This is a genomic window from Thiothrix sp. (assembly GCF_028714775.1).
GTDB lineage: Bacteria > Pseudomonadota > Gammaproteobacteria > Thiotrichales > Thiotrichaceae > Thiothrix.
This window is the reverse complement of record NZ_JAQTLS010000010.1, coordinates 134,719-160,279: the sequence shown is the minus strand read 5'-3', so window position 1 is coordinate 160,279 and position 25,561 is coordinate 134,719. Positions and strand designations below refer to the sequence as shown.

The 25,561-nt window shown below is 51.2% G+C and carries 28 protein-coding genes; 19 read left to right on the top strand and 9 right to left on the bottom strand.

From position 1 onward, the window contains the following. Window positions 1-64: 64 nt before the first annotated feature. The 7 genes from PHE17_RS11500 to PHE17_RS11470 all read left to right on the top strand — a co-directional run bounded on the left by PHE17_RS11500 (window position 65) and on the right by PHE17_RS11470 (window position 6,815). On the top strand, window positions 65-442 hold the full coding sequence (locus PHE17_RS11500) for a hypothetical protein (RefSeq protein ID WP_301015995.1): 378 nt from the start codon (window positions 65-67) through the stop codon (window positions 440-442). 59 nt (window positions 443-501) lie between these two features. Then, window positions 502-2,295 carry an ATP-binding cassette domain-containing protein gene (locus tag PHE17_RS11495; RefSeq protein ID WP_301015994.1) on the top strand — a complete coding sequence of 598 codons (1,794 nt, stop codon included), beginning with the start codon at window positions 502-504 and terminating at the stop codon, window positions 2,293-2,295. 56 nt (window positions 2,296-2,351) lie between these two features. Continuing rightward, entirely contained in the window at window positions 2,352-2,588 is a 237-nt protein-coding gene (locus PHE17_RS11490) for a DUF6364 family protein (protein WP_301015993.1), read from the top strand. Beyond that, on the top strand, window positions 2,585-3,037 hold the full coding sequence (locus PHE17_RS11485) for a PIN domain-containing protein (RefSeq protein ID WP_301015992.1): 453 nt from the start codon (window positions 2,585-2,587) through the stop codon (window positions 3,035-3,037). The genes PHE17_RS11490 and PHE17_RS11485 overlap by 4 nt, the downstream gene beginning before the upstream one ends. Before the next feature lie 25 nt (window positions 3,038-3,062). Beyond that, window positions 3,063-4,073, top strand: coding sequence for a virulence RhuM family protein (locus PHE17_RS11480; RefSeq protein ID WP_301015991.1), 1,011 nt, complete (start codon window positions 3,063-3,065; stop codon window positions 4,071-4,073). Beyond that, complete coding sequence (locus PHE17_RS11475; RefSeq protein ID WP_301015990.1) at window positions 4,070-5,113, top strand: tRNA (5-methylaminomethyl-2-thiouridylate)-methyltransferase; 1,044 nt, start codon at window positions 4,070-4,072, stop codon at window positions 5,111-5,113. The genes PHE17_RS11480 and PHE17_RS11475 overlap by 4 nt, the downstream gene beginning before the upstream one ends. Before the next feature lie 79 nt (window positions 5,114-5,192). Next, a complete protein-coding gene (locus PHE17_RS11470; protein WP_301015989.1) occupies window positions 5,193-6,815 on the top strand; it encodes an ABC-F family ATPase in 1,623 nt (540 codons plus the stop codon). Window positions 6,816-6,824: 9 nt separating this feature from the next. Here PHE17_RS11470 and PHE17_RS11465 read toward each other — a convergent pair whose 3' ends face one another. Together PHE17_RS11465 and PHE17_RS11460 are read right to left on the bottom strand one after the other, a co-directional pair. Beyond that, the gene (locus PHE17_RS11465) at window positions 6,825-8,978 is read right to left on the bottom strand and encodes a bifunctional (p)ppGpp synthetase/guanosine-3',5'-bis(diphosphate) 3'-pyrophosphohydrolase (protein WP_301015988.1); all 2,154 of its coding nucleotides are present in this window, start codon (window positions 8,976-8,978) and stop codon (window positions 6,825-6,827) included. A 53-nt stretch (window positions 8,979-9,031) separates the two neighbouring features. After that, window positions 9,032-9,715, bottom strand: coding sequence for an HAD family hydrolase (locus PHE17_RS11460; protein WP_301015987.1), 684 nt, complete (start codon window positions 9,713-9,715; stop codon window positions 9,032-9,034). 75 nt (window positions 9,716-9,790) lie between these two features. On the opposite strand from PHE17_RS11460, the gene PHE17_RS11455 reads away from it, so the two are divergent. Continuing rightward, window positions 9,791-10,606, top strand: coding sequence for an alpha/beta fold hydrolase (locus PHE17_RS11455; RefSeq protein WP_301015986.1), 816 nt, complete (start codon window positions 9,791-9,793; stop codon window positions 10,604-10,606). 3 nt (window positions 10,607-10,609) lie between these two features. Here the strand turns inward: PHE17_RS11455 and PHE17_RS11450 are convergent, their stop codons facing one another. After that, a complete protein-coding gene (locus tag PHE17_RS11450; protein ID WP_301015985.1) occupies window positions 10,610-11,206 on the bottom strand; it encodes an SCO family protein in 597 nt (198 codons plus the stop codon). 148 nt (window positions 11,207-11,354) lie between these two features. Between PHE17_RS11450 and PHE17_RS11445 the strand changes: the two genes are divergently transcribed. The 6 genes from PHE17_RS11445 (at window position 11,355) to PHE17_RS11420 (ending at window position 14,523) form a co-directional block, all read left to right on the top strand. Then, a complete protein-coding gene (locus PHE17_RS11445) occupies window positions 11,355-12,209 on the top strand; it encodes an energy transducer TonB (protein ID WP_301015984.1) in 855 nt (284 codons plus the stop codon). Between the two features lie 33 nt (window positions 12,210-12,242). Further along, window positions 12,243-12,809, top strand: coding sequence for a YqgE/AlgH family protein (locus PHE17_RS11440; protein ID WP_301015983.1), 567 nt, complete (start codon window positions 12,243-12,245; stop codon window positions 12,807-12,809). After that, window positions 12,806-13,240 (top strand): Holliday junction resolvase RuvX, encoded by a 435-nt coding sequence (gene ruvX, locus PHE17_RS11435; protein ID WP_301015982.1) that lies wholly within the window; start codon window positions 12,806-12,808, stop codon window positions 13,238-13,240. The genes PHE17_RS11440 and ruvX overlap by 4 nt, the downstream gene beginning before the upstream one ends. Beyond that, window positions 13,233-13,736: a bifunctional pyr operon transcriptional regulator/uracil phosphoribosyltransferase PyrR gene (pyrR, locus tag PHE17_RS11430; protein ID WP_301015981.1), complete on the top strand. Its 504-nt coding sequence runs from the start codon at window positions 13,233-13,235 to the stop codon at window positions 13,734-13,736. Before ruvX ends, pyrR begins: the two co-directional genes overlap by 8 nt. 87 nt (window positions 13,737-13,823) lie before the next feature. Beyond that, window positions 13,824-14,060 (top strand): DNA-binding protein, encoded by a 237-nt coding sequence (locus PHE17_RS11425; protein WP_301015980.1) that lies wholly within the window; start codon window positions 13,824-13,826, stop codon window positions 14,058-14,060. Continuing rightward, window positions 14,047-14,523, top strand: coding sequence for a type II toxin-antitoxin system VapC family toxin (locus PHE17_RS11420; protein ID WP_301015979.1), 477 nt, complete (start codon window positions 14,047-14,049; stop codon window positions 14,521-14,523). Before PHE17_RS11425 ends, PHE17_RS11420 begins: the two co-directional genes overlap by 14 nt. Before the next feature lie 30 nt (window positions 14,524-14,553). On the opposite strand, the gene PHE17_RS11415 is transcribed toward PHE17_RS11420, so the two are convergent. Both PHE17_RS11415 and PHE17_RS11410 read right to left on the bottom strand, forming a co-directional pair. After that, the gene (locus PHE17_RS11415; protein ID WP_301015978.1) at window positions 14,554-15,765 is read right to left on the bottom strand and encodes an ImmA/IrrE family metallo-endopeptidase; all 1,212 of its coding nucleotides are present in this window, start codon (window positions 15,763-15,765) and stop codon (window positions 14,554-14,556) included. A 12-nt stretch (window positions 15,766-15,777) separates the two neighbouring features. Continuing rightward, a complete protein-coding gene (locus tag PHE17_RS11410) occupies window positions 15,778-16,068 on the bottom strand; it encodes a type II toxin-antitoxin system HigB family toxin (protein ID WP_301015977.1) in 291 nt (96 codons plus the stop codon). Between the two features lie 307 nt (window positions 16,069-16,375). On the opposite strand from PHE17_RS11410, the gene PHE17_RS11405 reads away from it, so the two are divergent. Genes PHE17_RS11405 through PHE17_RS11385 form a run of 5 tightly spaced genes read left to right on the top strand, consistent with a single transcriptional unit; the run spans window position 16,376 to window position 22,274 of the window. After that, the gene (locus PHE17_RS11405) at window positions 16,376-17,332 is read left to right on the top strand and encodes an aspartate carbamoyltransferase catalytic subunit (protein ID WP_301015976.1); all 957 of its coding nucleotides are present in this window, start codon (window positions 16,376-16,378) and stop codon (window positions 17,330-17,332) included. Beyond that, window positions 17,329-18,603 carry a dihydroorotase gene (locus PHE17_RS11400; protein WP_301015975.1) on the top strand — a complete coding sequence of 425 codons (1,275 nt, stop codon included), beginning with the start codon at window positions 17,329-17,331 and terminating at the stop codon, window positions 18,601-18,603. The genes PHE17_RS11405 and PHE17_RS11400 overlap by 4 nt, the downstream gene beginning before the upstream one ends. A 2-nt stretch (window positions 18,604-18,605) precedes the next feature. Further along, on the top strand, window positions 18,606-19,070 hold the full coding sequence (locus PHE17_RS11395) for a tRNA (cytidine(34)-2'-O)-methyltransferase (protein ID WP_301015974.1): 465 nt from the start codon (window positions 18,606-18,608) through the stop codon (window positions 19,068-19,070). Between the two features lie 12 nt (window positions 19,071-19,082). After that, window positions 19,083-20,756 carry a thiamine pyrophosphate-binding protein gene (locus tag PHE17_RS11390; protein WP_301015973.1) on the top strand — a complete coding sequence of 558 codons (1,674 nt, stop codon included), beginning with the start codon at window positions 19,083-19,085 and terminating at the stop codon, window positions 20,754-20,756. Window positions 20,757-20,765: 9 nt separating this feature from the next. Continuing rightward, window positions 20,766-22,274 carry a hypothetical protein gene (locus PHE17_RS11385; protein WP_301015972.1) on the top strand — a complete coding sequence of 503 codons (1,509 nt, stop codon included), beginning with the start codon at window positions 20,766-20,768 and terminating at the stop codon, window positions 22,272-22,274. Here the strand turns inward: PHE17_RS11385 and PHE17_RS11380 are convergent. From PHE17_RS11380 to PHE17_RS11365, 4 genes are all read right to left on the bottom strand, one after another. After that, complete coding sequence (locus PHE17_RS11380; RefSeq protein ID WP_301015971.1) at window positions 22,271-22,996, bottom strand: hypothetical protein; 726 nt, start codon at window positions 22,994-22,996, stop codon at window positions 22,271-22,273. The two genes, PHE17_RS11385 and PHE17_RS11380, sit on opposite strands and share 4 nt — an antisense overlap. 179 nt (window positions 22,997-23,175) lie before the next feature. Beyond that, the gene (locus tag PHE17_RS11375; protein WP_301015970.1) at window positions 23,176-24,006 is read right to left on the bottom strand and encodes a hypothetical protein; all 831 of its coding nucleotides are present in this window, start codon (window positions 24,004-24,006) and stop codon (window positions 23,176-23,178) included. Between the two features lie 100 nt (window positions 24,007-24,106). Next, window positions 24,107-24,883, bottom strand: coding sequence for a DUF1524 domain-containing protein (locus tag PHE17_RS11370; RefSeq protein ID WP_301015969.1), 777 nt, complete (start codon window positions 24,881-24,883; stop codon window positions 24,107-24,109). Window positions 24,884-25,236: 353 nt separating this feature from the next. Next, complete coding sequence (locus PHE17_RS11365; RefSeq protein WP_301015968.1) at window positions 25,237-25,413, bottom strand: hypothetical protein; 177 nt, start codon at window positions 25,411-25,413, stop codon at window positions 25,237-25,239. Window positions 25,414-25,561 lie beyond the last annotated feature (148 nt).

Here is a 25,561-nt window from a genome sequence, read left to right as displayed (position 1 = left end):
GCGAACGAATTGCTGCTGCCAATGTCGATATAGCAAACGACATGCACACCAAGGGTCAGGACAAATGAAACAAATTTTAACCACACTGGCGATAGCCGGTATTCTGACAGCAGTACCTGCATGGGCAGACGATGCTGCTGCAAGCAACACAGGAAGTGAAAGCAACGCTTCTGCCGTTGCTAGCCTGTGCAGCACTTACGCGGAAGAAGATGGCATTGCTGCTGCCAAGAAAGATGCTTACATCCAAGAATGCCTAAAAAACATGACTGACTTGAGCGAAGGCGTGCAAGAAACAGTTCCGCTAGTGGCGGACACAACCGAAGAACCACTTGCTGCCCCGACCTCAGAAAAAGTTAACAGCGACCCCGAACAGCTTGTCAAAAGCGAATTGGTCGAAATTCCCGACCCTACCGCCGAACAATTGGACGCTGACAAAAAATAACTGCCGCCTTCCATCCCAATGCTGGTCAAGCCCGCCCGGTATTGGGATAATCCGCGCCTATGGCACTTTTACACTTACGCAATATTCACCTTGAAAATGGTGACAACCGCCTGTTCGACAGCATTGACCTGCAAATCGAACAAGGCGAACGCCTGTGTCTGGTCGGACGCAACGGTACAGGCAAATCCACCCTCATGAAATTGCTGTGCCGCGAGGTACAAGCCGATGACGGTGAGCTTATCCATTCCCCCGAATTGAAAATCGCCCGCTTGCAGCAAGATGTTCCACATGGAACCGAAGCCCGCGTGTTCGACATCGTGGCGCAAGGGCTAACTGACCTGCACCCCGAAGACGACTGGCAAATCCAGTGGAAAGTCGACACGGTGCTGTCGCGCCTGCAACTCGACGCAGACACCCCATTTGAAAGTTTGTCAGGTGGCTGGAAACGCCGCGCTTTACTCGCCCGTGCACTGGTTTCCGAACCCGATTTGCTGCTGCTGGACGAACCAACCAACCACCTCGACATTCCCGCGATTGAATGGCTGGAAAACTTCCTGCTCGGTTTCAAAGGCACATTACTGTTCGTGTCGCATGACCGCGCCTTCGTGCAAAGGCTTGCAACGCGCATTATCGAGCTGGATCGCGGCAGGCTTACCAGTTGGCCGGGTAATTTCCAGAAATACCAAGAAAACAAACAAGCGGCACTTGATGCCGAAGCCCAGCAAGCCGCGCTGTTCGACAAGCGTTTAGCCGATGAAGAAGTATGGATACGCCAAGGGGTCAAAGCCCGCCGCACCCGTAACGAAGGCCGCGTGCGCCGTTTGGAAGCGATGCGCGAAGAATTCAAGCAACGCCGCAACCTGCAAGGCAAAGTACAAGCCCAAATCGGGCAAGCAGAAAGTTCCGGCAAAGTGGTGATCGAAACCAAGCACCTGAACTACGGCTGGGATCAGATCACGCTGATTAACGATTTCAACACCACTGTGTTGCGCGGCGACAAAATCGGCATTATTGGCCCGAATGGGGTGGGTAAAACCACCTTAATCAAGCTGCTGCTGGGGCAATTACAACCCACTTCCGGCAAGGTTGAACAGGGTACGCGCTTACAAGTGTCCTATTTCGACCAGCACCGCTCGCAATTTGATGGTGAAAAAAACCTGCGTGATAACATCGTTTCCGGCTCCGATTTCGTCGAAATCAACGGGCAGAAGCGCCATATCATCAGCTATTTGCAGGATTTCCTGTTCACCCCGCTGCAAATCCAAAAGCCTGTGAAAGTTCTCTCCGGCGGCGAACGCAACCGTTTGCTACTGGCACGTTTATTCGCGCAGCCTTCCAACCTGCTGGTGCTCGACGAACCGACCAACGACCTCGACGCCGAAACACTGGAATTGCTGGAAGAACTGCTGATCGACTACCAAGGCACATTGCTGCTGATTTCACATGACCGGAGTTTCCTCAACTCGGTCGTTACCCGCAGCATTGTGTTTGAAAATGGCACGATTGGCGAATACGCGGGCGGTTACGACGACTGGCTACTGCAACGCCCAGCACCTGTTACTGAAAAACCGACGGCAAAAACTGACAAGCCAGCGGAAAAACCCAAAGCAGAAAGCAAACCTGCGCCCAAGAAAAAGCTCAGTTTCAAAGATCAACGCGAATTGGAACTGCTTCCAGCACGCCTTGAGAAACTGGAGACTGACATCAACGCCTTGCACACCGCTATGGGCACAGCAGAGTTTTACCAGCAGGACGCCGCCACCATCACCGCCAAACAGGCGGAAGTGGAGAAGCTGGAAGCCGAACTTGAACAAGCATTTGCACGGTGGGAAGAACTGGAGTCGATGACTTGAGCGCCCGCAACCATTGACGTATAATTTTCACTAATCAATACGTCACGGTGCATTCCATGCAAACCAAACTGACTCTCCGCCTCGAAGACAATCTCATCGAACAGGCCAAAACCTACGCCAAACAACATGGCAAATCCTTGTCGCAAATGGTGGCAGACTATTTCAGTTTGCTAACCATTGAGCCAGACAACTTCATGCCTGCCCCCATTACCCACAGTTTGACGGGCTTGTTGGCAGATTCTGGACTGGATGAAAGCCATTACAAACAACACTTGTCTGAGAAATACCGTTGAAAATCCTCTTCGATACCAACGTCGTGCTGGATGTGATCCTCAAGCGCGAGCCATTTGTGGCGACGGCGGTGATGCTCATGTCCGCCGTCGAAGAGCGGCGTATGACAGGCGTACTGTGTGCCACCACCTTGACCACCATTGATTATCTGGTCAGCAAAGCAAAAGACACCAACCAAGCACGGGCAACCGTCAAAAAATTATTGATGTTGTTTGATGTGGCTGCTGTGGATTCCCCGGTTCTGCAAACTGCCGCAGAATCAGGCTTTACCGATTTTGAAGATGCCGTTTTGTACTTTGCAGGCAAACGGGCAGGCGTTGATGGCATCGTAACGCGCAACCAAGACGACTTTACGGCAGCAGAATTGCCCATTTACCAACCCGACGAATTGCTGGCAATCTCAGGGTTGTTCCGCATCCATGAACAAGCCGCCGCTTATGGGCGTGGATAACCGCAAGGAGTGCGTATTGACCCTCATGAATAAACAGCAAGGCGAAATCCTGTTTTACACCACACCAAAGCAACAAGTCCACCTCGAAGTCCATTTTGAGGATGAAACCTTCTGGCTCACCCAAAAGCGTATGGGTGAATTATTCGCGGTAGAATCCAATACCATCACGTATCACCTCAAGGAAATTTTTACCAGTGGTGAACTTGATGAAAACTCAACCACTCGAAAAATTCGAGCAGTTCAACAAGAAGGCCAGCGGCAAGTTTCCCGCACGTTAGACTTCTACAATCTGGATGCCATCATTGCTGTTGGCTACCGCGTCAACTCTGCCGAAGCCACCCAGTTCCGTATCTGGGCAACACAAACCCTCAAGGAATACATCATTAAAGGCTTTGTGTTGGATGATGAACGCCTCAAAAATGGCAAACAATTCGGCAAAGACTATTTCGCCGAGTTGTTGGAACGTATTCGTGAAATTCGCGCCAGTGAGCGCCGTTTCTACCAAAAAATCACCGACATCTACAGCCAGTGCAGCATTGATTACGATGCAAAAGCCGAGATTACCCAAACTTTTTTCAAGACCGTGCAGAACAAACTGCACTTTGCTATTACGGGGATGACGGCTGCTGAACTGATCCAGCACCGTTCTGACAGTGAAAAACCCCGCATGGGCTTGAAAACATGGAAAAATTCACCTGACGGTAAAATCTTGCGCACTGATGTCACCATCGCCAAGAACTATTTGGACGAAAAGGAATTGCGCGACCTCAACCGCATTGTCACGATGTATCTCGACTTTGCCGAAATCCAAGCAGAACGCCAAACCGTCATGAAAATGAAGGATTGGGTAGACAAATTGGATGCATTCCTGCAATTCAATGGTTACGAACTTCTGCAAGATGCTGGGCGGGTACGCAAAACGGTGGCGGATAAACTGGCATTGGCACATTACGAAAAATTCCGCATCAATCAAGACCATACTTACGAATCTGACTTTGACCGTATGGTGAAACAACTGGAAGACAAACAACCATGACCCGACAATACCGCGCCGTTTCGCTGATTTCCGGCGGACTTGATTCGATGCTTGCCACCAAAGCCGTGCTGGAACAGGGTGTGCATGTGGAAGGCATCAATTTTTTCACCGGCTTTTGTGTAGAAGGCCACACCCACGCGATCCGCAAGCAGCACGGCGACAAGCCCAAACGCAACAATTCGCTATGGGTGGCGGAACAACTCGGCATTAAGCTGCACATCGTCGACATTGTGGATGATTACAAAGACGTGGTACTCAACCCCAAGCACGGCTACGGCGCGAACATGAACCCTTGCCTCGACTGCAAGATTTTCATGGTAAAAAAAGCCCACGAGTGGATTCAGCAGCACGATTTCGATTTCATCATCACTGGCGAAGTGGTCGGGCAACGCCCCATGTCGCAACGCGCCGCGACCTTGCCCGTGGTAGCGCGGGAATCGGGGGCGGAAGATTTGCTGTTACGCCCACTGTGCGCCCATCGCCTGCAACCCAGCAAGCCGGAACGCGAAGGTTGGGTCGACCGCGAAAAGCTGTTCGGTTTCAGCGGACGCAGCCGCAAGCCACAAGTCGCGCTCGCCGCCCACTGGGGGATTGAGGAATACGCCCAACCTGCGGGTGGTTGCTGCTTCCTCACCGATGCCAATTACACCCACAAGCTCAAAGATTTGTGGGCAAACCGCCCCAGCCGTGACTACGAACTCGACGACATCATGCTGCTGAAAATCGGGCGGCATTTGCGCCCACGCCCCAATTTCAAAATGATTGTGTCGCGTGAAGAAGGCGAAACCAACTTTCTGGAAGGTTACAAAAACCAATTTGTGTGGATCAAAACCGCCAGCCACGCAGGGCCATTGACCATTTTGGATGGCAAAGACATCAGCGACGCGGATATTGAATTGGCAGCGCAGATTTCCGCCAAATACAGCAAAGGCCGCAATGAAGAGGCCGTCATCTGCAAAGTGGCACGCCCCGGCGAGGAGTTCCGTGAGATCAGCGTAGCGCCCTTACCCGAAGAAATTCCGCCCGCTTGGGTGCTATAAGTCAGGCTGCGGCTTGCCCACGAAAGTGGTAAAGTAGCGCCTCGTTTTTGCTGTCGTTTGCCCAAAAGGATTTTTTCGCATGTTAGTCGCTGCCAATGTCACCATCCAGTTCGGTGCTAAACCGTTATTCGATAACGTTTCCGTCAAATTCGGGGACGGCAACCGCTACGGCCTGATCGGGGCAAACGGCGCGGGCAAGTCCACCTTCATGAAAATCCTGTGCGGCTTGCAAGAGCCAACCCACGGCAACGTTTCCAAAGACCCGAACGAGCGCATGGCTTACCTGCGCCAAGACCAGTTTGGCTTTGAAGACGTGCGCGTACTCGACGTGGTGCTGATGGGGCACGATGAAATGTGGAAAGTGATGGCGGAAAAAGATGCCATTTACATGAACCCGGAAGCGACCGAAGACGATTACATGAAAGCGGCGGAACTCGAAGGCCACTTCGCTGAAATGGGCGGCTACACGGCGGAAGCACGCGCGGGCGAACTGTTACTCGCGGTCGGCATCCCCACCGAACAGCACAACGGCCCAATGAGCCAAGTCGCCCCCGGCTGGAAATTGCGCGTATTACTGTGCCAAGCGCTATTCGCTAACCCTGACATCCTGTTGCTGGACGAACCGACTAACAACCTCGACATCAATACCATCCGCTGGTTGGAGGAAACGCTCAACAACCGCGAATCCACCATGATCATCATTTCGCATGACCGGCACTTTTTGAACCAAGTCTGTACCCACACGGCTGACTTGGACTTCGGCAAAATCCAGATTTACCCCGGCAACTACGACGACTTCATGGAAGCTTCCACCCAAGCGCGTGAACGCCAAGCGAACGCCAATGCCAAGGCCAAAGACCGCATTGCCGAGCTACAAGATTTCGTGCGGCGCTTCTCCGCCAACAAATCCAAAGCCAAACAGGCTACCAGCCGCCGCAAGCTGATCGAAAAGCTCAAACCGGAAGACATCAAACCTTCCAGCCGCCAATACCCGTGGATCCGCTTCGAGTATGACGAAAAAGAACGCCTGCACCGTTTTGCCGTCGAGGTCGAAAACCTCACCTTCGGCTACGAAGGCATGGCGAAACCGCTGATCAATAACTTCAGCTTCGCCATCGAAGCGGGTGAAAAAGTCGGTATCATCGGTGAAAACGGTGTGGGTAAAACCACGTTGCTCAAATTGCTGGAAGGCCAATTACAGCCGCAAAAAGGCAGCATCAAGTGGGCGGAAAAAGTACGTATTTCCACCTACGAGCAAGACCACGAAGACGAATTCAAAAGCGACAAATCCCTCACCGAATGGATGGCTGATTACGTGCGCAAGAGCGGTTACGAAGGTGAAGATGCCGAAACCCAAAACCGTGGCACGCTCGGGCGTTTGCTGTTCGGCGGCGACACCGTGAAAAAACCCGTGCGGGTACTTTCCGGGGGCGAAAAAGGCCGCATGATTTTCGGACGGATGATGCTGTCACGCACCAACGTCATGCTGATGGACGAACCGACCAACCACTTGGACATGGAATCCATCGAATCACTCAATGGCGGCTTAGACAAATACGACGGCACATTGTTATTCGTGTCGCATGACCGGGTATTCGTCGGCTCCTTGGCAACGCGCATTTTCGACGTGAAAGGCGACGGTACGATTGTCGATTACCGTGGCACTTACGAAGAATACTTGAGCAGCCAAGGGCTGGAATAATTCCCAGCCTCAGCCCTTACGCTGCGCATCCAGCACTGAGGGCAACTGCAAGAGCTTTTCCAGCACATCGCCCAGTTGCCCTACATCTCGGATTTCCAAAGTAAAATCCATGACCGCATAACACGGGTCATGGGTGTCGCGGGTGTGTAAGCTGCGGATATTGATCTGCTCCCGCGCCAACAAGTTGGCAATATCCCCCAGCACGCCGGATTTGTTGAAGGTGGAAACGGTAATATCCACTTCATACGCTGCCGTATTGTTGCCCCACGTCACCTCGATAATGCGTTCCTCACGCTCCCGCCGCAGGTTGGCAAGGTCGGGGCAATCCGTGCGGTGGACAATCACGCCGCGCCCTTGCGACAAATAGCCCTCAATCGCATCGCCGTAAACCGGGTGGCAACAGGTCGCCATCTGGGTAAACAGCTTGCTGACGCCGCGCACTTCAATCTCATTCCCCGCCGTTTCCACATTTTTGGTTTTACGCAGCTTGAATTCCGGCTCGTGGGAACGCAACAGGTAATTCCTGATCTGGGCGGGGGAAATATCCCCCTTACCCACGGCGACCACAAAGTCACGTTCGCTACTGCGGTTAAACTGGCGGGCGAAATCGGCGTAATCCAGCTTGACCAGATTGAGTAAGTGGCGCTCTTTTTCCAGCAGCTTTTCGCCATCGCGGAAATTCTGCTCTTGGTTTTGCTGGCTAAACCACTGGCGGATTTTCTGGCGGGTACTGGCAGACTTCACATAGCCCAGTTCCGGGTTTAACCAGTTTTGGCGCGGGCGCTCTTCCTTGCCAGTGAGGATTTCGACTTGTTCGCCGTTCTTCAATACCGTATTCAAAGGCACGATATTGCCGCAAACTTTCGCACCCCGGCAGCGATGCCCGACGCTAGTGTGTATGTAATAGGCAAAATCCACTGGCGTTGCGCCTTTCGGCATGTCGATGATTTTGCCTTTGGGGCTACGCACGAATACGCGGTCGTTGAACACTTCAGTGCGGAAATCTTCCAGCAATTCGCGGTCGGTTTCGTTGGAATCCAGCATCCGCCGCACAGCCGTAATGACCCGTTCCAGCTCCGGGTCGAGCCTGCCACCTTCCTTGTAACGCCAGTGGGAAGCCACGCCCTGTTCGGCACGCTGGTGCATCAAGCGGGTACGGATTTGCACTTCCACCGGCTTGCCTTGCGGCCCCAGCACAACGGTATGGATGGACTGGTAGCCATTCGATTTGGGGTTGGTGACGTAATCGTCAAACTCTTCGGGAATCGAACGCCACAGTTCCTGCACAAGGCTCAATACCTCGTAGCAAAGCTGCTTTTCTTCCACGATGATGCGCACTGCCCGCAAATCGTAGAGGTTGTCGATTTCGACATGTTTGCGCTTTTGCTTTTTCCAAATGCTGTAAATGTGTTTCGGACGCCCGTAAACCTCGGCCTTGATGCCGTGCTCAGTGAGCAACATTTTGACGCGCTGGATAAAATCGGCAATGAATTGCTCACGCTCAATGCGCTTACCACTCAGCGATTTGGCAATGGTTTTGTAAGTTTCTGGCTGAAGGAAACGGAACGCGAGGTCTTCCAATTCCCACTTGATCTGGCTGATGCCGAGCCGGTTTGCCCACGGCGCGTACAAATTCATGGTCTGCTGGGCAACACAACGGTGCAAGCCGGACACTTCCTTGCGTGACAGCAGGCGCAGGTATTGCAGGTTCCACGCCAGCTTGATCACAATCGCCCGCAAGTCGCTGACCATTGCCAACATCATACGGCGCAATTGTTCGCCCTGTTCCTCGTCGGTGACGCCGGGTTCACTCTGTTCCGTGCAGTCATGAAAATGTTGCAGGTTACGGATGTTTTCACACAGTATCCGCACGGTTTTGCCGTAATCCCGCCCAATTTCATCCAGACTGAGGGTTTGCTCAAAGCGCTCATCACACAACAGCGCAGCAATCAGGGTGGTCTGGTCAACATCAAGGTGACGCAAAATTTCCGCGACATCCAAGCTACAGGGCAGCAAGGGGTCAGCCGCAGGCGGCAACTGCAAAAGCGCATCAATGACTTTTGCCAACAGAAAATAATCCTGTTCATCGTCGGAAACAGTAAAGCGCTCAACCCATGCCTGACGGGTACGGGCTTCGGTATTGGAGAGATAGCTATGTTGCATGTTGGCACTATTCCTCTATGCCAGAATGGTCATTAATTATAGTAATCGACTAATTATAATAATGGAATTAATGTTTTAAGTTCAGCAAGCGTCGTCACCGTAGCATCCGGTTCCGTCCCGCCCGGCCATGCTTGTTGTTGCGGGTTAAACCAAACGGTACGCAAGCCCGCATTGGCAGCACCCTGTATATCCCTTACGGGGTCATCGCCGACGTAAACGGCTTTATGCGGCGGAATATTCACCTTTGCCAGTGCTTGCTGGAAAATCAGTGGATGCGGCTTGGCAACACCTGCTTCCGCAGCACTGTGCACAAACTGGAACAAATGCCCCACCCCGATATGGTGAACGTTGGCGTTACCATTACTGATGACGCCCATGACAAACTTTTCCGCCAGCGCATGGAGCACTTCCAGCGTACCGTCAAAAAAAGTGACTTCATTGCGGGCTAACCAGAATATTTCAAACCCATCATCCACCATCGTTTGTGGATAAGCGTATTCTGTTGCCAGTGTTGCAAGCCAATTTTTGCGCAGACGAGTAAGATTATAATGCAATTCGGGATATTGCTGCATGTAACTTACACGTTTTTTAACCAGCTCAGCGGATGTATGGTGCTGTGTAATGCGCGGGTAATGTATTTCCAGCCACGCATAAAAGCGCCGTTCAGCGTGTTCGATAACCGGCTTGCAAGCCCACAGGGTATCGTCAAGGTCAAAAGCAATACAGCGTATGGTCATGATGAAACTCACGGATTCCAGTAGAATCCCATATTAGCATTGACTAACGCATGATAACGATAAACGGAGGACAACGTGAAAATCCGCTATGTGATAATGCTGGCTTTAAGCCTGCTACTGCTACCTGCCTCCTTATGGGCAAAAACTGTCGTATTCGTACACGGCTTCCAGTCGAACGGCATGGGATGGAGGACAAGTGGTGTAACGCCCGTCCTCCAACAACGGGGCTGGCGGGACGGCGGTCATTTCGTCCTCACCCCGCAAGGCCCTTACAACCTGCTGCCTACGCTCAGCATGGGGCGACCCGAACAGGTTTTCTACACACTCGACCTGCCGCCGCGCTCCCCCATCGCGCTGCAAGCCAGTTTGCTGGACAGTTACCTGCAAGCCATTTACGCCCTGCGGCAAGAACCCTTAACGCTGGTCGGACATTCCGCAGGCGGGGTCGTGGCGCGGACATGGTTGGTGCGTACCCCCACCGTGCCGGTCAATGCGCTGATTACCATTGCCTCACCGCATTTGGGTACGCCATTGGCGGACATTGCCAAGCTCGCCACCAATACACCGATGGCAACGCTGGGCAACAACATGGGGCTGGATAAATGGCTGGAAGATGCGGAAAACTTCTACGATGACTTACGCCCTGAAAAGCCGGGGAAATTCCTTTACTGGCTGAACCATCAGCCGCATCCGGCGATACGCTACGTTTCAGTGGTGCGCGACAACCAGCCGCGTCCCGACCAGTATGATTTCACCGTACCGCGCAACAGCCAAAACATGAACAATGTCTTCGCCCTGTATGGACACTCAGAAGTCGTATCGGTGAAAGGCACGCACTTCCCCGACATTGAAGATGGTTTTGCACTAGCCGTCATCCTCAGCCGCCAGTAAACCTTACAGCCGACTGCGGATGGCTGCTGCCAGTTCCGCAGGTGGGGCGGCGTGTTGCACCACATCCTGTAACTTGCCGTCCTTCCCAATCACATACAAGGTGGCGGAATGGTCAACGGTGTAAGCCATCGCTGACCCCGGCATTTCCACCTTGCGGAAGAATGCGGCGTATTGCTTGGCAATGGCTTGCAACTCATCCAGTTTGCCACTGATACCCCTGATTTGGGGGTGGAAAAAGCTCGCGTAGCCTTGCACATGCTCCAAGGTATCCCGCTCTGGGTCAACGGAGACAAACAGGCATTGTACCTGCTGCAACTCCGCTGCGGTCAGTTGCCCCAACGCCGCTTTCAAGGTAGCCATTGAAGTCGGGCAAATATCCGGGCAGGCGGTATACCCGAAATACAGCACCACCACCTTACCCCGGAAATCGCTCAGGCTAACCGGGCCGGAAACCGATTGCAGGGTAAAATCACCACCAGCGGGTAAGGGTTTTGCCTGTTCCGCCACTGCTTTTTCGGGAGCACGCCATTGCACGGCATACCAGGCCACGCCAACCCCTAGCAACACTGCCAGTAGGACGCTAACGACTTGTTTCAACATAAGCACTACTCAATTTACCAGTAAAAGTGTTACGATAGTTTCTCATTAAAGGGGCATACCTTGAAAAAAAGCAAGCGGGATAATATTAAAATCAATATCCTGCCGACAGAATGAATTACCTGCGAACCAGACTATGCATGTTTTGCCGATGAACCTTGCGGATGAACCGCTTGCCAAGACACTTCCGATTGCACTGCTGCTGCACCTGTTGCTGATTGGCGGTGTTGGTTTCGTGCCGGGGATCAACCCGAAAGCCTACTTGTCGCCGGTACTGGACATCACGCTGGTGCAAACCCATGCCGACAAAGCTCCCGATGCAGTGGATTTCATTGCCCAAGCCAACCAACAAGCCAGTGGCAGTGGCGAAGAAAAAAACCGCCCTACCAGCCCGTTATCATCGCTCCAGCCCAATGACACGGAAGGTGAATCGCCCGTCCAGACTGATGCCAGCATGACGGAAGCTTCCCCCAAGCTCAGCCCGCAAATCCTTACCACCAAAGGCGAAACCTTCAAGCCTGTGGATAAAGCCCCGGAACAACCGGAGGATCAACAGCCCGTCGTCGCCGATGAACGTTCCGATTCCACCCAAGAAATTGCCCGCTTATTGGCTGAAATGGATGAGGACGAAGCGCGTTATGCCCGCCGCCCACGCATCCATTTCATTGATGCGGTCAGTGCCAAAAGCGCGGTGGAAGCCGAATACATCGACGATTGGGTGAAAAAAATCGAACGGGTCGGCAACATCAATTTTCCCGAAGAAGCCATCCAACGCAACCTCAGCGGCAAGCTGATCCTCAACGTTACGCTCGATCATGGCGGTCGTGTTGTCGATGCACAAATCAGTGTATCATCAGGCTATGACGTGCTCGACAAGGCTGCTTTGCGTATCGTCACGCTGGCGGGGCCGTATCCAGCCTTGCCAGAGGAAATCCGCCGCAAGTGGGATCAACTGAACATTACCCGCACGTGGATTTTCCATAGTGGAACCTTGAATACCCAATAAGATAACCTGACCGCTGTTAGTAGAAACCCCGTAATGAGTGAAAATGTCCTCAACCTGCGCAATCATTTGTTGATCGCTATGCCAAGCATGGGCGACCCCAATTTTGATCACAGCGTCAGCCTGATTTGCCAACACGATGAGTATGGCGCGTTCGGCATCACCATCAACCGCCCGTTGGAACTGACTGTCGGTGAATTGCTCAACCAACTCAACATCGAAATTAATGACCCACACATTTCAGGGCAACTCGCCCTCAGCGGTGGGCCAGTGCAAGCCGAACAAGGTTTTGTGCTGCACGATGGCGGACGCAACTGGGACAGCACCTTACGCATTACCGACAACCTCGCGCTAACTTCTTCACGCGACATCCTCAACGACATTGCTAATGGCATCGGGCCTACGCATTTCCTGTTGGTTTTGGGCTGCGCGGGCTGGAGTCCGGGGCAACTGGAACACGAAATCAAAGAAAATGCGTGGTTAACCTGCCCCTCAACAGCGCATATCTTGTTCGAGATGCCCTACAATCAACGCTGGAACGGCGCGGCTTTCACCTTAGGGGTTGATGTCAACTTGCTGGGTATCGCGGCGGGTCACGCATGAGCAGCATGACAGTGCTGGGTTTCGATTACGGTAAAGCACGTATCGGTGTGGCAGTTGCCAATACCTTAACTGGCATTGCCACCCCGCAATCCACCGTTACTGCCCGCGATGGCGCACCCGATTGGGATGCCGTTAGCCGTTGCCTGAAAGAATGGCAACCCTCCCGTTTGGTGGTGGGAATGCCGCGCAAATTGGATGGTTCGGATAGCGCGATGCAGGAGCCGATCTTGCGTTTTATCCGCCAACTGGAAGGCCGTTACCACCTGCCGGTAGACGTGGTTAGTGAGCAACTGTCCTCCCGCGAAGCCGAACAACGCCTAAAGTCGGCACGCCAAGCGGGGCGCAAACGCAAAGTCCGAAAGGAAGAAATTGATCAGGTGGCTGCCGCCATCATTCTCGAAAGCTGGATGCAGGAATATGCCCATGGATAACAACAACTACAACATCAATGCGCTGCTCGACCAACTGGCGCAACAAATCCGCGACTGGATGCAAACCACCGGGGTTGATAACCCGCTAATGGTCGGCATCCATACCTCTGGTGTGTGGATTGCCAAAGAATTGCAGAAACGCCTGCAACTGGAAGATGAGCCGGGGGAACTGAGCATCACCTTCTACCGCGACGATTTCAGCCGCGTTGGCCTGCACCCGCAAAGCAAACCCTCCTTGCTATCCGATGTCGACGACCGCCACATCCTGTTGGTAGATGACGTGCTCTATACCGGGCGTACCTTACGTGGGGCAATGAACGAGTTGTTCGACTTTGGGCGTCCGGCCTCCATTACCGCTGTGGTGTTGGTGGCGCGGGAAGGGCGGGAACTGCCGATCGAGGCGCAAATCGCTGCGTTGCGGGAAGAGCCGGGCAAGGAATTCAAGTATGAAGTTACCGGGCCGGAGCCGTTAGCGTTGGTTCTCCTGAAAAAGTAACGCCATCCGCCCATCCAAAAAACACTTCTCTCACGCACACATAATTGCTAGCATTGATAGCAACTTTCCTATGTGGAGCCTAAATCCATGTCAAACCTGATTGTCCGAAAACTTGAACCTGAAATCATCGAAGCACTGAAGCAACGCGCCGCCCGCAACGGCAGAAGCGCTGAAATGGAACACCGTAGCATCCTGCGGGAAGTCTTATTAGTGCTGAAAAAACGTAGCCTTGCTGAGGTGCTAGCGGCAATGCCTAACGTCGGAACAGATGCAGATTTTGAACGTATCCAAGGCAAGAAACAGGCCGCTGATGTATTTGCTTGATACCAATGTCATCAGCGAAAACCGTAAAGGGCAACGTGCTAATCCGGGGGTACAAACCTTTTTCCAACGGGTCATCAGCAACCGCGATAAATTATTCCTTTCTGTCGTAACGGTCGGGGAGTTGCGCCGTGGCATTGAATTGATCCGTCACCGCAATGACCACGTACAGGCAACCCAACTGGAACAATGGTTAGAACAAATATTGACTGACTACCAAGACAACATCATCGGGGTTGATGCCGACACTGCCCAATTGTGGGGAAGGTTGCGTGTTCCACACCATGAGCATGAACTGGATAAACTGATTGCCGCCAGCGCATTACTCTATGATTTGACGGTAGTGACACGTAATGTGGATGATTTCGCCGGGACAGGTGTTAAGTTGCTGAACCCTTTTGCTGATTGCACGTCGGATCATATTGTTTCAGGAACAGGATGTTGTCGTGATGCCAACCCCAAATGACCAGCTATATGCCAAGAATTCACACAAAAATCAGTCGATAGCGAACAAGCGTTTTACTTCACCGAATCCCAACATAGTGCGGTGACAACGGTAATCACCTGCTTCAAACTGGATGCGGCCTGCCACAATTGCCGGGTGAATATTCAGCTCACCAGCAAAACGGTGGATAGCGTCGCTGCTGACCGTTGGTTGTAACCCTGCCGTTTGCCATGCCGCTTCATCAATTAACATCCGCTTGGCGAAGTTATCGGCTTCTTGTTCCAGATCATCAAGCTCGTTCGCGCCTTTCAGATCGTCAAAAAAGGCCGGGGTATCATCGTTCAGATGCAAATACAGGTGGGATAACTCGTGCAGCAGCGTGAACCAGAAATTGTCCAGCCGGTCATGCCGGGTTGTCAGCCCAACAATGGGATTTCCATCCAGACCCAACATGACAGCACCATCCAGATAGGTTTTATCAAAGTGCGGCTCAACAATCAGGTGAATCCCTTGTTTATTCAACAATTCTTTTGCCAACAATGGCCCTTGGTCTGACCAAGAAGTTTTAACCACACGCTGGATGAATGCTTCATCAATCCCTGAATAACGGGTTGGTAACGGCTGCTGCAAGGCTTTTTGCTGCACGCTGACTTGCCATGCGTACAAGGCAAAACTGTCCATCGGTCGCCCGGAACGCTGGTGTATATTGCTCCGCAGCAAAGCAGGTATTGCGGCATCACAAGAAGGCAGTAAGTTTAAAAACCCCCGTACCAACTCTTCGGCATAGGTTTTCAGCTCGGCGATTTTTCCCGTGAAGCTGGGGAAACAGCCCCGTTCGTGCATCTCTTTGAGGGGGAACTTGTCCCATTCCAGCGCATGTTCATCACTGGCGGACAGTTTTTCCGCTTTCCCAATCAGCACAGCAGCGGGGATACCCAATCCCTCATTGAGGGAACGGATCATATTGAGGCTCAGGGGGCGACGGCGATTAAGGATTTCTGAAACACGCGCGGCAGTACCAATGTAAGGGATCAGGTCTTTTTGTGTCAGCCCTTGTTGATCCATACGGAAACGGATGGCTTCCACCGGGTCGGGCAAGTCGATGGGGAAGTGCTCTTCTTCGTATTTTTCAATCAGCGTCGCCAATACTTCGAGTTGGTCAGCTTCTGGGCTACCCTCTTCAGGGTTGGCATCCATCAACTCCATCAGCGCGTTCATGGCTTCTTCGTGTTCAATATCTGATTTAATGACCTTGAGTTGCATATCCTACCCTCTTCAAAATGTTTTCTTGTCATATTCTGCGTGAGTTCCCACCCACTCAACGGCGACTAGACCGTTCTGGTAGCGTACCTGAACAGCCAAACGGTAGTTGTTGCCCTTAATGTTAAAAATCACACGGTTATCTGCCAAAAAAGACGCAGAAGCGTAACGTTTTTTGATGTCTTGTGAAGTTTTCCACTGACATTCAGTGGCGCTTACCTCGTGAAACCAGCTATCCAGTGCTGTTTTTGCATCGGCGTGTTTTTTGCCGAATTTGTCTAATCTGTCACGTCCAAGGACTTTCATTGAGTTGCTCCATCCCGCTCATAGTGTCCTTGAGTTTCCTTATTGGGAATATATGATATACATCCCATAATGGGAACTCAATTGTTTTGATAGCCTTTCGTCCACATTTTATAACACCCGATGATACCGCATCGCCCTTAGCCACGCATGGCTTACCATCCCGCCGCCAAGCTCAGTTTTTCTTCACAATCGTAGCTTTATCCCCCTGTCACAAACCTGTAAGATAAGCGCACTCCCATCTGTCGAAAATATAAGCGAGTGATGAATGCTGAACGCTCATCTTTCTCCGGGCCCCCTGCCATCCAAGATGCAACTGACGGCGGATCGCAGGTTAAAACACTTCCTCACGGTTGAAGGGCTTCCACCGTTATTGCTGGAAGAAATCCTCGACCGCGCCGAACAATTCGTGACCGTACCCAATAAGCAGCAGAAAAAAGCCCCGCTGCTACGCGGCAAAACGGTGATGAACCTATTTTTCGAGAATTCCACCCGTACCCGCGTGACCTTTGAAATCGCTGCGCAACGGCTGGGTGCGGATGTCATCAACCTCGACATCCGCACTTCTTCGGCTTCCAAAGGCGAAACCTTGCTGGATACCGTGCGTAACCTTGAGGCCATGAACGCGGATATGTTTGTGGTGCGTCACGAACACGCGGGCGCTGCGCATTTCATCGCCCGCTACTGTGCGCCACATATCGCGGTACTGAACGCGGGTGATGGTCGCCATGCCCACCCCACCCAAGCGATGCTGGATATGTTCACCATCCGCCAGAAAAAGGGCAGTTTCCAACCGCTGAAAGTCGCCATCGTTGGTGATGTGCTGCATTCACGGGTGGCGCGGTCGCAAATCCACGCGCTGACCACGTTGGCTACCGGCGAAGTGCGCGTGGTTGCGCCGAAAACGTTGGTTCCGGCGGGCATTGAGAAAATGGGCGTAAACGTATTCCACAACATGGAAGAAGGCATCGCTGACGCCGATGTGGTAATCATGCTGCGCCTACAACGTGAGCGGATGCAAACCGCGCTGCTGCCTTCCGAACGCGAATTTTTCAAGCTCTATGGCCTCACCGAAGAACGCCTGCAACTGGCAAAACCCGACGCCATCGTGATGCACCCCGGCCCCATTAACCGGGGCGTGGAAATCGACTCGCGGGTCGCCGACGGCTTGCAATCGGTCATCCTTGAGCAAGTGACCAACGGGATTGCGGTGCGCATGGCGGTCATGTCGATGATCATGGGGCCACAAGCCGGAGGTGCGGCATGAGTTTACTGATACGCAATGCCCGTGTGCTGAACCCCGCTACCGGGCTGGATGGCTTACGCAATGTGCTGCTGGATAACGGGCGCATTAGCGCATTGGCAGAAGCTTCCGCCGATTTCCATACCGATAAGGAAATCAACGCGACTGGCCTATGGGTATTCCCCGGTGGGGTGGATTTATCCGCGTGGCTGCGCGAACCGGGGCTAGACCACAAAGCGACTTTACGCAGTGAAACTTTGGCAGCGGCGGCGAGCGGTTTGACGACCCTGTGTTACCAACCCGAGCCGGGGGCGAATTTCGATTCCGCCGCGCAGGTCAAACTGATTGACGAAATCAGCCGCCGTGCGGGTTACGCCAATGTCGCCGTGCTGGGCAACCTGACCCAAGGCATGAAAGGCGAGCAGCTCAGTAACATGGGTAGCCTGAAACGCGCCGGATGCGTGGCTGTCACCAATGGCTGGCAACCGTTCCATAGCTTGCAAACCTTGCGCCGTGCGATGGAATACGCCGCCACCCATGAGCTGACGGTGTTCGTCTATCCGCTGGAACACGCGCTGGCAGCAGGCGGTTACATGCACGAAGGCGAAGTTTCCACCCGCGTGGGGATTCCTGCGATCCCTTCCGCTGCCGAAACTGTTGCGGTGGCACAAACGCTGGCGTTGGCAAGCCACACCGGGGCAAAGGTGCATTTCTGCCGCCTTTCTGCGCGTTTGAGTGTGAAACTGATCCGCCAAGCCAAAGAAAGCGGCCTCGACATTACCGCCGATGTAGCTGCCCACCAGTTGTTCCTGACCGAAATGGATGTGAGCGATTTCAACCCACTGTGCCACGTGATGCCGCCGCTGCGTTCCGCCCGCGACCAAGACGCGCTGCGTGAAGGGCTGGCAGATGGCACGATTGACGCGATTTGTTCCGACCACCAACCGCATGAGTTGGATGCCAAACTCGCACCTTTCCAACAAACTGCACCGGGCATTTCTGGCTTGGAAACGCTGTTACCGCTGACCTTGCGCTTGGTGGAAGACGGTGTGCTGGATTTGCAGGCTGCGTTACGCAAAATTACCAGCAACCCCGCCAAGATCATTGGCAGCGATGCGGGGCAAATCAGCGTTGGCGCACCGGCGGACTTGGTGCTGTTCGACCCCGATGCCTTGTGGGATTTGGACATCAGCACGATGCGCAGCGCGGGCAAAAACACTCCGTTTGCGGGCTGGAACTTCAACGGTGCGGTCAAGCACACTTTATTGGCTGGGAAAACGGTTTTCAGTAGCTGATCATGATTGAAATTGCTTTATACCAGCCGGAAATCCCCCCGAATACCGGCAATATCATGCGTTTGTGCGCCAATACTGGCTGCCGTTTGCACCTGATCCACCCGCTGGGCTTTTCGCTGGATGAAAAGCAGGTGCGGCGGGCGGGGATGGATTACCGCGATTTGGCGGTGGTGCAGGAGCATGAAAGTTTCGCCGCCTTCAACCTTGCCATGCAGGGGCGGCGGGTATTTGCCTTGAGCACCAAAGCCAGCCGCACTTACGCCCAAACCGAATTCCAAACGGGCGATGTGTTGCTGTTTGGCCCGGAAACCCGTGGCTTACCGGAAGCTTTGCTGTTGAGCCTGCCGGATGAACTCAAATTGCGCGTGCCGATGTTACCCGATAGCCGCAGCTTGAACCTGTCAAACACGGTGGCGGTGGTGGTGTACGAAGCATTACGCCAACACGATTTCCCCGGTTTGGGGTAAACTTAGCAACCCATGAAAATTCAAGTCAGCAAGCTCATCGTCAAATTCCTGCAACGGCTGGGCGTCGATACGCTTTTCGGTATGCCCGGTGCGCATATTTTGCCAGTTTACGATGACCTGTATGGCTCCAACATCCAAACGGTGTTGGTCAAGCACGAGCAGGGCGCGGCGTTCATGGCGGGAGGATACGCACGGGTCAGTGGGCGTATTGGCGCTTGCATCACCACCGCAGGGCCGGGCGCTAGCAACCTGATCACCGGCATTGCCAATGCTTACGCTGACAAATTACCCGTGCTGGTGATTACCGGCGAAGCCCCTACCTATATTTTTGGGCGCGGCGGCTTGCAAGAAAGCTCAGGGGAAGGCGGCAGCATCGACCAAACCGCGCTATTTTCCGGCATCACCCGTTACCACAAACTGATCGAACGCACCGATTACCTCATCAATGTACTGAACCAAGCTGCCCGCCAACTGATGTCGGATGTCCCCGGCCCGGTGGTGTTGAGCATTCCGGTAAATGTGCAAAAAGAGCTGGTGGATGCGGCAATCCTCGACAAATTGCCGGAACTGCACCCCCTCCCCAAGCTGAAAATTGCCCCGCAAACACTGGAACAATGCGGCGAAATGATCCGCGCCGCCCAACGCCCGGTGGTCTTAGCAGGTTATGGCTGCATCCAAGCCGCACAAGCACACGATGCCCTGCGTGAATTCAGCAACCGTTTGAACATCCCGGTGGCTTCCAGCCTAAAAGGCAAAGGCGCAATGGATGAACGTGCGGAACTGTCATTGGGCAGTTTGGGCGTGACTTCCGGCGGCTATGCCATGAACTATTTTCTGCATGAAGCCGACCTGATTATCCTACTCGGCGCGGGTTTTAATGAACGCACCAGTTATGTGTGGCAAACAGCCCTATTACACGGAAAAAAAATTATTCAGGTTGACCGCAATGTGGCGCAACTGGAAAAGGTGTTTAAGGCAGATTTAGCGATCCAATCTGACCTTGGGGACTTTCTACAGTCGATTAATGTTTATTGCACACAGCAAGTGATTGAACCTAAAGTCCGCCCGAATTTAGCGACTTTCAAACGCACCATAGACCAACAAATGGTTGCTGATGGTGCGGTAATTTTCGGTGAAAAGTTCGATTTGGTGAAACGCTTTTTTGCCTTGCTGGAACAACAGTTCAATGATGGCATTGTGCTGGTGGATGACAATATCATTTTCGCCCAGAATTTTTATCGCGTGACCAGCCAAGACCATTTTGTGCCAAATACTGGGGTTTCATCGCTGGGTCATGCAATACCCGCAGCAATTGGTTCACGCTTTACTGTGGATAAGCCAACCTTTGCAATACTCGGTGATGGGGGCTTCCAAATGTGCTGCATGGAAATCATGACAGCGGTGAATTACCACATCCCACTGAATATTGTGCTATTCAATAACCAGACCTTGGGCTTGATCCGCAAAAACCAGCACCAGCAGTATGAACAACGCTTCTTGGATTGCGATTTCAAAAACCCGGATTATGCGTTGCTGGCACAGTCATTCGGCATTACGCATTTTCGCGTTGAAAACACTGTTGATTGCCAACAAGTATTTGAACAAGCTGATTTCCATCACGGGATTAACCTGATCGAGCTAATGATTGATCAGGATGCTTATCCGAATTATTCCTCACGCCGCTAAGGGGTGCTTATGTCGGGTGTTACTGACCTGTCCCATTTCATTATCAGCATTCCTGTCGCTGACCGCCCGCCCCATTTACGCAACTGTCTGGAAAGTATTTACCAGCAGCGCGAACGCTATGCGTATGGCGGTAAAATCACCGTGCTGGTAGCTGAAGATAGCCGTGAACCGCAGCATATCGACACGCATAAGGCACTGGTCGCGGAGTATTCCCAAAAAGGGTTGGAGGTTATCCATTTCAACCTGCCGGAACAATTTCAGGTATTGCAAAGCATTCCCGCAGCGCAGCGGCAACATTTGGGGCATTTGCTTACTACCCAACCTGCCGAGCGTTTTTTCCGTAAAGGACAGGCAGCTAACCGCAATTTAAGCTACCTGAAAATGCTGGAACTCACGCAGGATAAAGACCGCACCCTTTATTATCTGGTGGATAGCGACCAGCTATTTTTGCCGGAACTGAATTATTTCAACCACATTAACCGTATTTTCCAAAGCAATGACATCACCATGCTAACCGGGAAATTGGTGGGTGATCCGCCGGTATCACCTTCGGTAATGGCAGCGAACTTTCTCGATGATGTAGCTGCGTTCCTGCATGAAATCGCGGAATTTGAGCCGCAATCCGAATGCCAATTCCACCGCGATACGCCCTTGCCAGGTGATGCGGCTTATCACGATCTGGCGAAGCTATTCGGTTTTAACCAGCAAGTCGACCATTTTGATTACCGTTGCCCGCTGGAAGGGGAACATGATCATGCCGCTTGTTTAAATCATTTCGCCAAGCGTTTGCAGGCATTCTTTTTCGGAGAACATTTGACCCGTAAAACCGCATTCCAACCTGACGCTGATGTAACGAAATTGGCTCCGGCACGCACGGTTTACCCCGGAAATTACATCGTTAATTTCGATGGGCTGAAATACATTATTCCGTTTGGGCATTTGCGCTTGCGGATGTCGGGGCCGACAGCGGGACGTTTGATTCAGGCTGAAATTGGTGAACGTTTTGCTTCCGCTAATTTGCCGATGTTGCATAAGCGCACGACCGATGAAGAAGAAGGTTTCCGCCCCGGCGTGGAACAGCAACACGATGCCGCGATTGATATTTCGGATGAATTTGAACGCCAGTTTTTTGGTGATTTAATGCTATTTTCGGTAGTGGAATGGCTCAAACACTACGATTTGGCGCAATTGACGGATGCTGAACGTTTGCGGCAAGTTGTGGATAAAGTCGAAGCCGAGATGCTGGCCTTGTATCAGGCGAAACACGCCGCCGTGAACCAACGTCGCCACGCGCTTGAGACTTGGCTTGCATCACAACACGCTTGGGAGGCGACACCTGCTTCGCAGCAAATCGCGCAATTTTTGCAAAATATCGAGCGGAATTTCGGTGATGACGCCACTGCATGGCAGCAAATACAATCCGCTGCTCACCGTGAAGGGCGCAAGCAGCAGATTATTGCCGCGCTAATGAATTATCGCGGGGAGCGCGAGGTGTGGGATCAGTTATTCACGCGCTAAAAAGACTGCTTGGCGTATTGCAGCAATAGGGCGCGGCTACTTTGGTAAGCTTGCTCTGCCTGTTGCAATAACGTCGCATCCAATTCCACATCATCCAGCGCTTCTTGAAAATTCGGTAATACTTTGCCCGTGTGAATGAGTGGTGAAGTATCCCCCGCACCCGCTACGCCCGTTTTGGCAAAGCTACCGTATTCACGCGATAACGGTTCAGCCACACCTATCCATTGCTGTAACTGGCTTAATAAGCCGTCGGTGTCAGTACAGACTTTTTCGGTATCAAAATAGTAATAACGTTGCGGGTGTTGCTGGGCGAAGTCGGCAAGAGTTTGCAAACGCTCAAGGTAATAGTTGGTTGCGCCAGTGGGTTGCGCATACAAATGATCGTCGGATTTCTTCCGAAACAACTTAATGATACTTTTAATGGTTGGCTCAGGTTCGCGCAATGCAATAAAAATGACAGCATCTTGCAACGCGGGCAGGCTTAAATTCAGTTGGTAATCGTTGTGCAGCAGTTTATCAAACTGATAGTGACTGTTTGGTTTTAAGCTATCGTGCTGGCTATAATCCGCGATTTGCTGGGCTAAATCAGCATCGCAGAGGTAGCTTTGGTGCATTTCGTAATAGCCATTGATGCGTGGGTGTGAGCCGATAATATGCCCCAACGTACTGCTGTAGGCTCGCATGTGGCTGAGTAAAAAAATTCGGTAATAGGGCTGTGTCATGGTTTAGGGGTTCCAATCAAATTTTCGTGGGATTTACCTGAGCTGATTAATCCAATGATCCATAGGAAAAGGTGTTTATCGCCATCAATGTCTGAATTGATGGGCGCGACGGGGAATAGAATTGTGCGAAGTCGCGGGCTGTCACCGCGTCCGTCGTCGACATAATTGTTAGGATTATTCTATCGATAGGGATCAACATAATTTCCCATAACGATAAACGCGCCTTCATCGATATCGATAATGTCACTATTCATATCGATGCCAGCATAGAAATAAGATATTTTGTCAATTAGGCCTGCTTCGTTTTTTGTCTCTTCGACGACGCCGAGCATATAAAATTCGTTCCTATTATCAAAAGCCCCCACCTGAATATTCCCACCCACAGATGCCACTCTATTGCTTTTAATCAAGCTTTTTAATGCAAATAAGGGTCTCGTTGATAACGGTTTGTTAAAATGAATATCTAAGTAAAGTGGATATTCATTCTCACCAGAACCGATATAATAAATTGGATCATTGGAATTCTGATAATCGATTACTTCAAGTTTTGGATCAAAGCGACTTATATCTTCACCATAATCTATATAAAATTTAGCAAGCATAATCTTTTCGTTCTTTGGGCAATAGCCTGAGAGAAAAAAGTCTATGCTTTCACTATCAATTTCACTTTTAATCTTTGCTGATAATTCAGAATATATTTTATATGTGATACGACAAATATTTAAAAAAGAAACTTCTGAGAATGCTGGAATATACTGAAGCCGTTGTAGTGATATTGATAAAAAGTTTCTTATTATGGATGCGCCTGCAAAATCACCTGCGAAACACATTCCGTATACGCAATCGAAAGCAACGAAGGATTGCTCGCCGTCTCGCGTTGGCTCAAATACTTTGATATGAACTGGTACAACCTTTACTCCATAATCAGAATTCTTATCACCTTTAGATATTCTTGAGTCAGAGGCGAAATGAATACCATCGTGACGATTCCATGCAACGGCAAGTGTCATTATTTTATCCTAACGTCATGTGTGGCGGGCGCGGCGGGGAGTAAGTGGTAAGAATCGCGGGCTGTCACCGCGTCCGTCGTCGATGTGCTCGTTATACTCTTTAATCGCATTGATTCAATTGATCTTGATATGGCTTCAGGCATATATTCTCTCTGCCAATATGTCCTCTCTTGTGCTGCTCATTGCATCTGGGGCATTTGATTATTTCATCATAACATTTCCAGTATAGTCTTTTCTTTATAACCCACTCTGGAAGAGTATTATCCCAAATACATATAACTTTATTTTGATGGTCGACGCACGAGTTACGCTCACAAGTGCAAGAACCAGTAGCCACAATATCTCTTTTATGTACCCAGTATCCGTTATCAAGCCGAATAAGTTGTGACGTATCCGATGCAACTATTGTATGGTGAAAAAGTCCACCACCAAGGTCTTCAACAAAAGATTCAAGTTCTTCAATTGTTATTGACTTTTTATTTAGTTCTGTTTGTATTTTGGCGAATAGTTTATCTTTTTTAACATCCTTTTTAATATGGCATTCACTTTTTATAACGGCATCTTTTTTTTCTAAGAGTTTTTCGATGATTATTTTTAAAGAGTAGGTAAACTTGAATGTTTTGTTTGATTTTTGTTGATTGCAGCGCAGGTGGGTTGGTAGCCAGTTAGCAAAACTGTTTATTTGAAATGTTTTTGGCAAATCATATTCATCGACAATTCTATCAAATTCAGGCTTATCTTCTAACAAACTCTCAGGGATGACATGATCAATTGAAGCATCGGCAAAGCGAAGCGGCTCTTCACATAGCCAGCATCTTTTTCCGTGATTAAGCCACACCGCGTATCTTTCTGAATGTGAAAACTGGTATTTGTTCATTGGTAGAGTTGCTATTAGGTATAACTAACAGTTTGTTAGACGGAAGCCTTGTCTAACAGGCTATGCGGAAGCAGTCTATAAGGATATGAAGCCACCTGCACTATACCGTAACTTGTTGTCAACATGACACATCTTCCCGTTTGGTAATCAATTTCACAGGATTATACAGCCGACGAACGGCAGGCGCATTATTTTTTGCGCTGGATTCGGCAACCACGCCGTTGTCTGAACTGGGATTTTTAGGATTGAAGGATTAACAGGATGGGTAGGACTCCGAACAGTGGATGGCGGTGACTCTTCATCCTGCTAATCCTTTAATCTTGTGAATCCCAGTTCAGACAATACCCCCATAGTTAAGTGGCTTGCGTTCCCATCCGTTCCGCAAGTTGCGCTTGTGTCAGACCTGCATCAAGTCTTGTTTTAAGCAACTGGCCAAGCAACTCGATTTCTTCTTGCTCAATCCGCTCAACCTCAGCACGAACACCGGGATGGGACATCAACTGCTCAACTAATTGATCATGTGTTTTCACGTTTGACCTCCTTCATTTAGCGTTAGATATTTTCAATCCAACTGAGATGATTGCCATGCGCAACACCTTGAATTTTCAGGATGGGGCGAATTTTCTATTACACCTTTGAAATCAGTATATTATCATGAAAAGTGCTGCTGACCGTATC

Coding starts and splice junctions, on each gene's coding strand:
- PHE17_RS11500 (WP_301015995.1), top strand. CDS start 65: ATGAAACAAATTTTAACCACACTGGCGATAGCCGGTATTCTGACAGCA.
- PHE17_RS11495 (WP_301015994.1), top strand. CDS start 502: ATGGCACTTTTACACTTACGCAATATTCACCTTGAAAATGGTGACAAC.
- PHE17_RS11490 (WP_301015993.1), top strand. CDS start 2,352: ATGCAAACCAAACTGACTCTCCGCCTCGAAGACAATCTCATCGAACAG.
- PHE17_RS11480 (WP_301015991.1), top strand. CDS start 3,063: ATGAATAAACAGCAAGGCGAAATCCTGTTTTACACCACACCAAAGCAA.
- PHE17_RS11475 (WP_301015990.1), top strand. CDS start 4,070: ATGACCCGACAATACCGCGCCGTTTCGCTGATTTCCGGCGGACTTGAT.
- PHE17_RS11470 (WP_301015989.1), top strand. CDS start 5,193: ATGTTAGTCGCTGCCAATGTCACCATCCAGTTCGGTGCTAAACCGTTA.
- PHE17_RS11465 (WP_301015988.1), bottom strand. CDS start 8,978: ATGCAACATAGCTATCTCTCCAATACCGAAGCCCGTACCCGTCAGGCA.
- PHE17_RS11460 (WP_301015987.1), bottom strand. CDS start 9,715: ATGACCATACGCTGTATTGCTTTTGACCTTGACGATACCCTGTGGGCT.
- PHE17_RS11450 (WP_301015985.1), bottom strand. CDS start 11,206: ATGTTGAAACAAGTCGTTAGCGTCCTACTGGCAGTGTTGCTAGGGGTT.
- PHE17_RS11445 (WP_301015984.1), top strand. CDS start 11,355: ATGAACCTTGCGGATGAACCGCTTGCCAAGACACTTCCGATTGCACTG.
- PHE17_RS11440 (WP_301015983.1), top strand. CDS start 12,243: ATGAGTGAAAATGTCCTCAACCTGCGCAATCATTTGTTGATCGCTATG.
- ruvX (WP_301015982.1), top strand. CDS start 12,806: ATGAGCAGCATGACAGTGCTGGGTTTCGATTACGGTAAAGCACGTATC.
- pyrR (WP_301015981.1), top strand. CDS start 13,233: ATGGATAACAACAACTACAACATCAATGCGCTGCTCGACCAACTGGCG.
- PHE17_RS11425 (WP_301015980.1), top strand. CDS start 13,824: ATGTCAAACCTGATTGTCCGAAAACTTGAACCTGAAATCATCGAAGCA.
- PHE17_RS11420 (WP_301015979.1), top strand. CDS start 14,047: ATGTATTTGCTTGATACCAATGTCATCAGCGAAAACCGTAAAGGGCAA.
- PHE17_RS11415 (WP_301015978.1), bottom strand. CDS start 15,765: ATGCAACTCAAGGTCATTAAATCAGATATTGAACACGAAGAAGCCATG.
- PHE17_RS11410 (WP_301015977.1), bottom strand. CDS start 16,068: ATGAAAGTCCTTGGACGTGACAGATTAGACAAATTCGGCAAAAAACAC.
- PHE17_RS11405 (WP_301015976.1), top strand. CDS start 16,376: ATGCAACTGACGGCGGATCGCAGGTTAAAACACTTCCTCACGGTTGAA.
- PHE17_RS11400 (WP_301015975.1), top strand. CDS start 17,329: ATGAGTTTACTGATACGCAATGCCCGTGTGCTGAACCCCGCTACCGGG.
- PHE17_RS11395 (WP_301015974.1), top strand. CDS start 18,606: ATGATTGAAATTGCTTTATACCAGCCGGAAATCCCCCCGAATACCGGC.
- PHE17_RS11390 (WP_301015973.1), top strand. CDS start 19,083: ATGAAAATTCAAGTCAGCAAGCTCATCGTCAAATTCCTGCAACGGCTG.
- PHE17_RS11385 (WP_301015972.1), top strand. CDS start 20,766: ATGTCGGGTGTTACTGACCTGTCCCATTTCATTATCAGCATTCCTGTC.
- PHE17_RS11380 (WP_301015971.1), bottom strand. CDS start 22,996: ATGACACAGCCCTATTACCGAATTTTTTTACTCAGCCACATGCGAGCC.
- PHE17_RS11375 (WP_301015970.1), bottom strand. CDS start 24,006: ATGACACTTGCCGTTGCATGGAATCGTCACGATGGTATTCATTTCGCC.
- PHE17_RS11370 (WP_301015969.1), bottom strand. CDS start 24,883: ATGAACAAATACCAGTTTTCACATTCAGAAAGATACGCGGTGTGGCTT.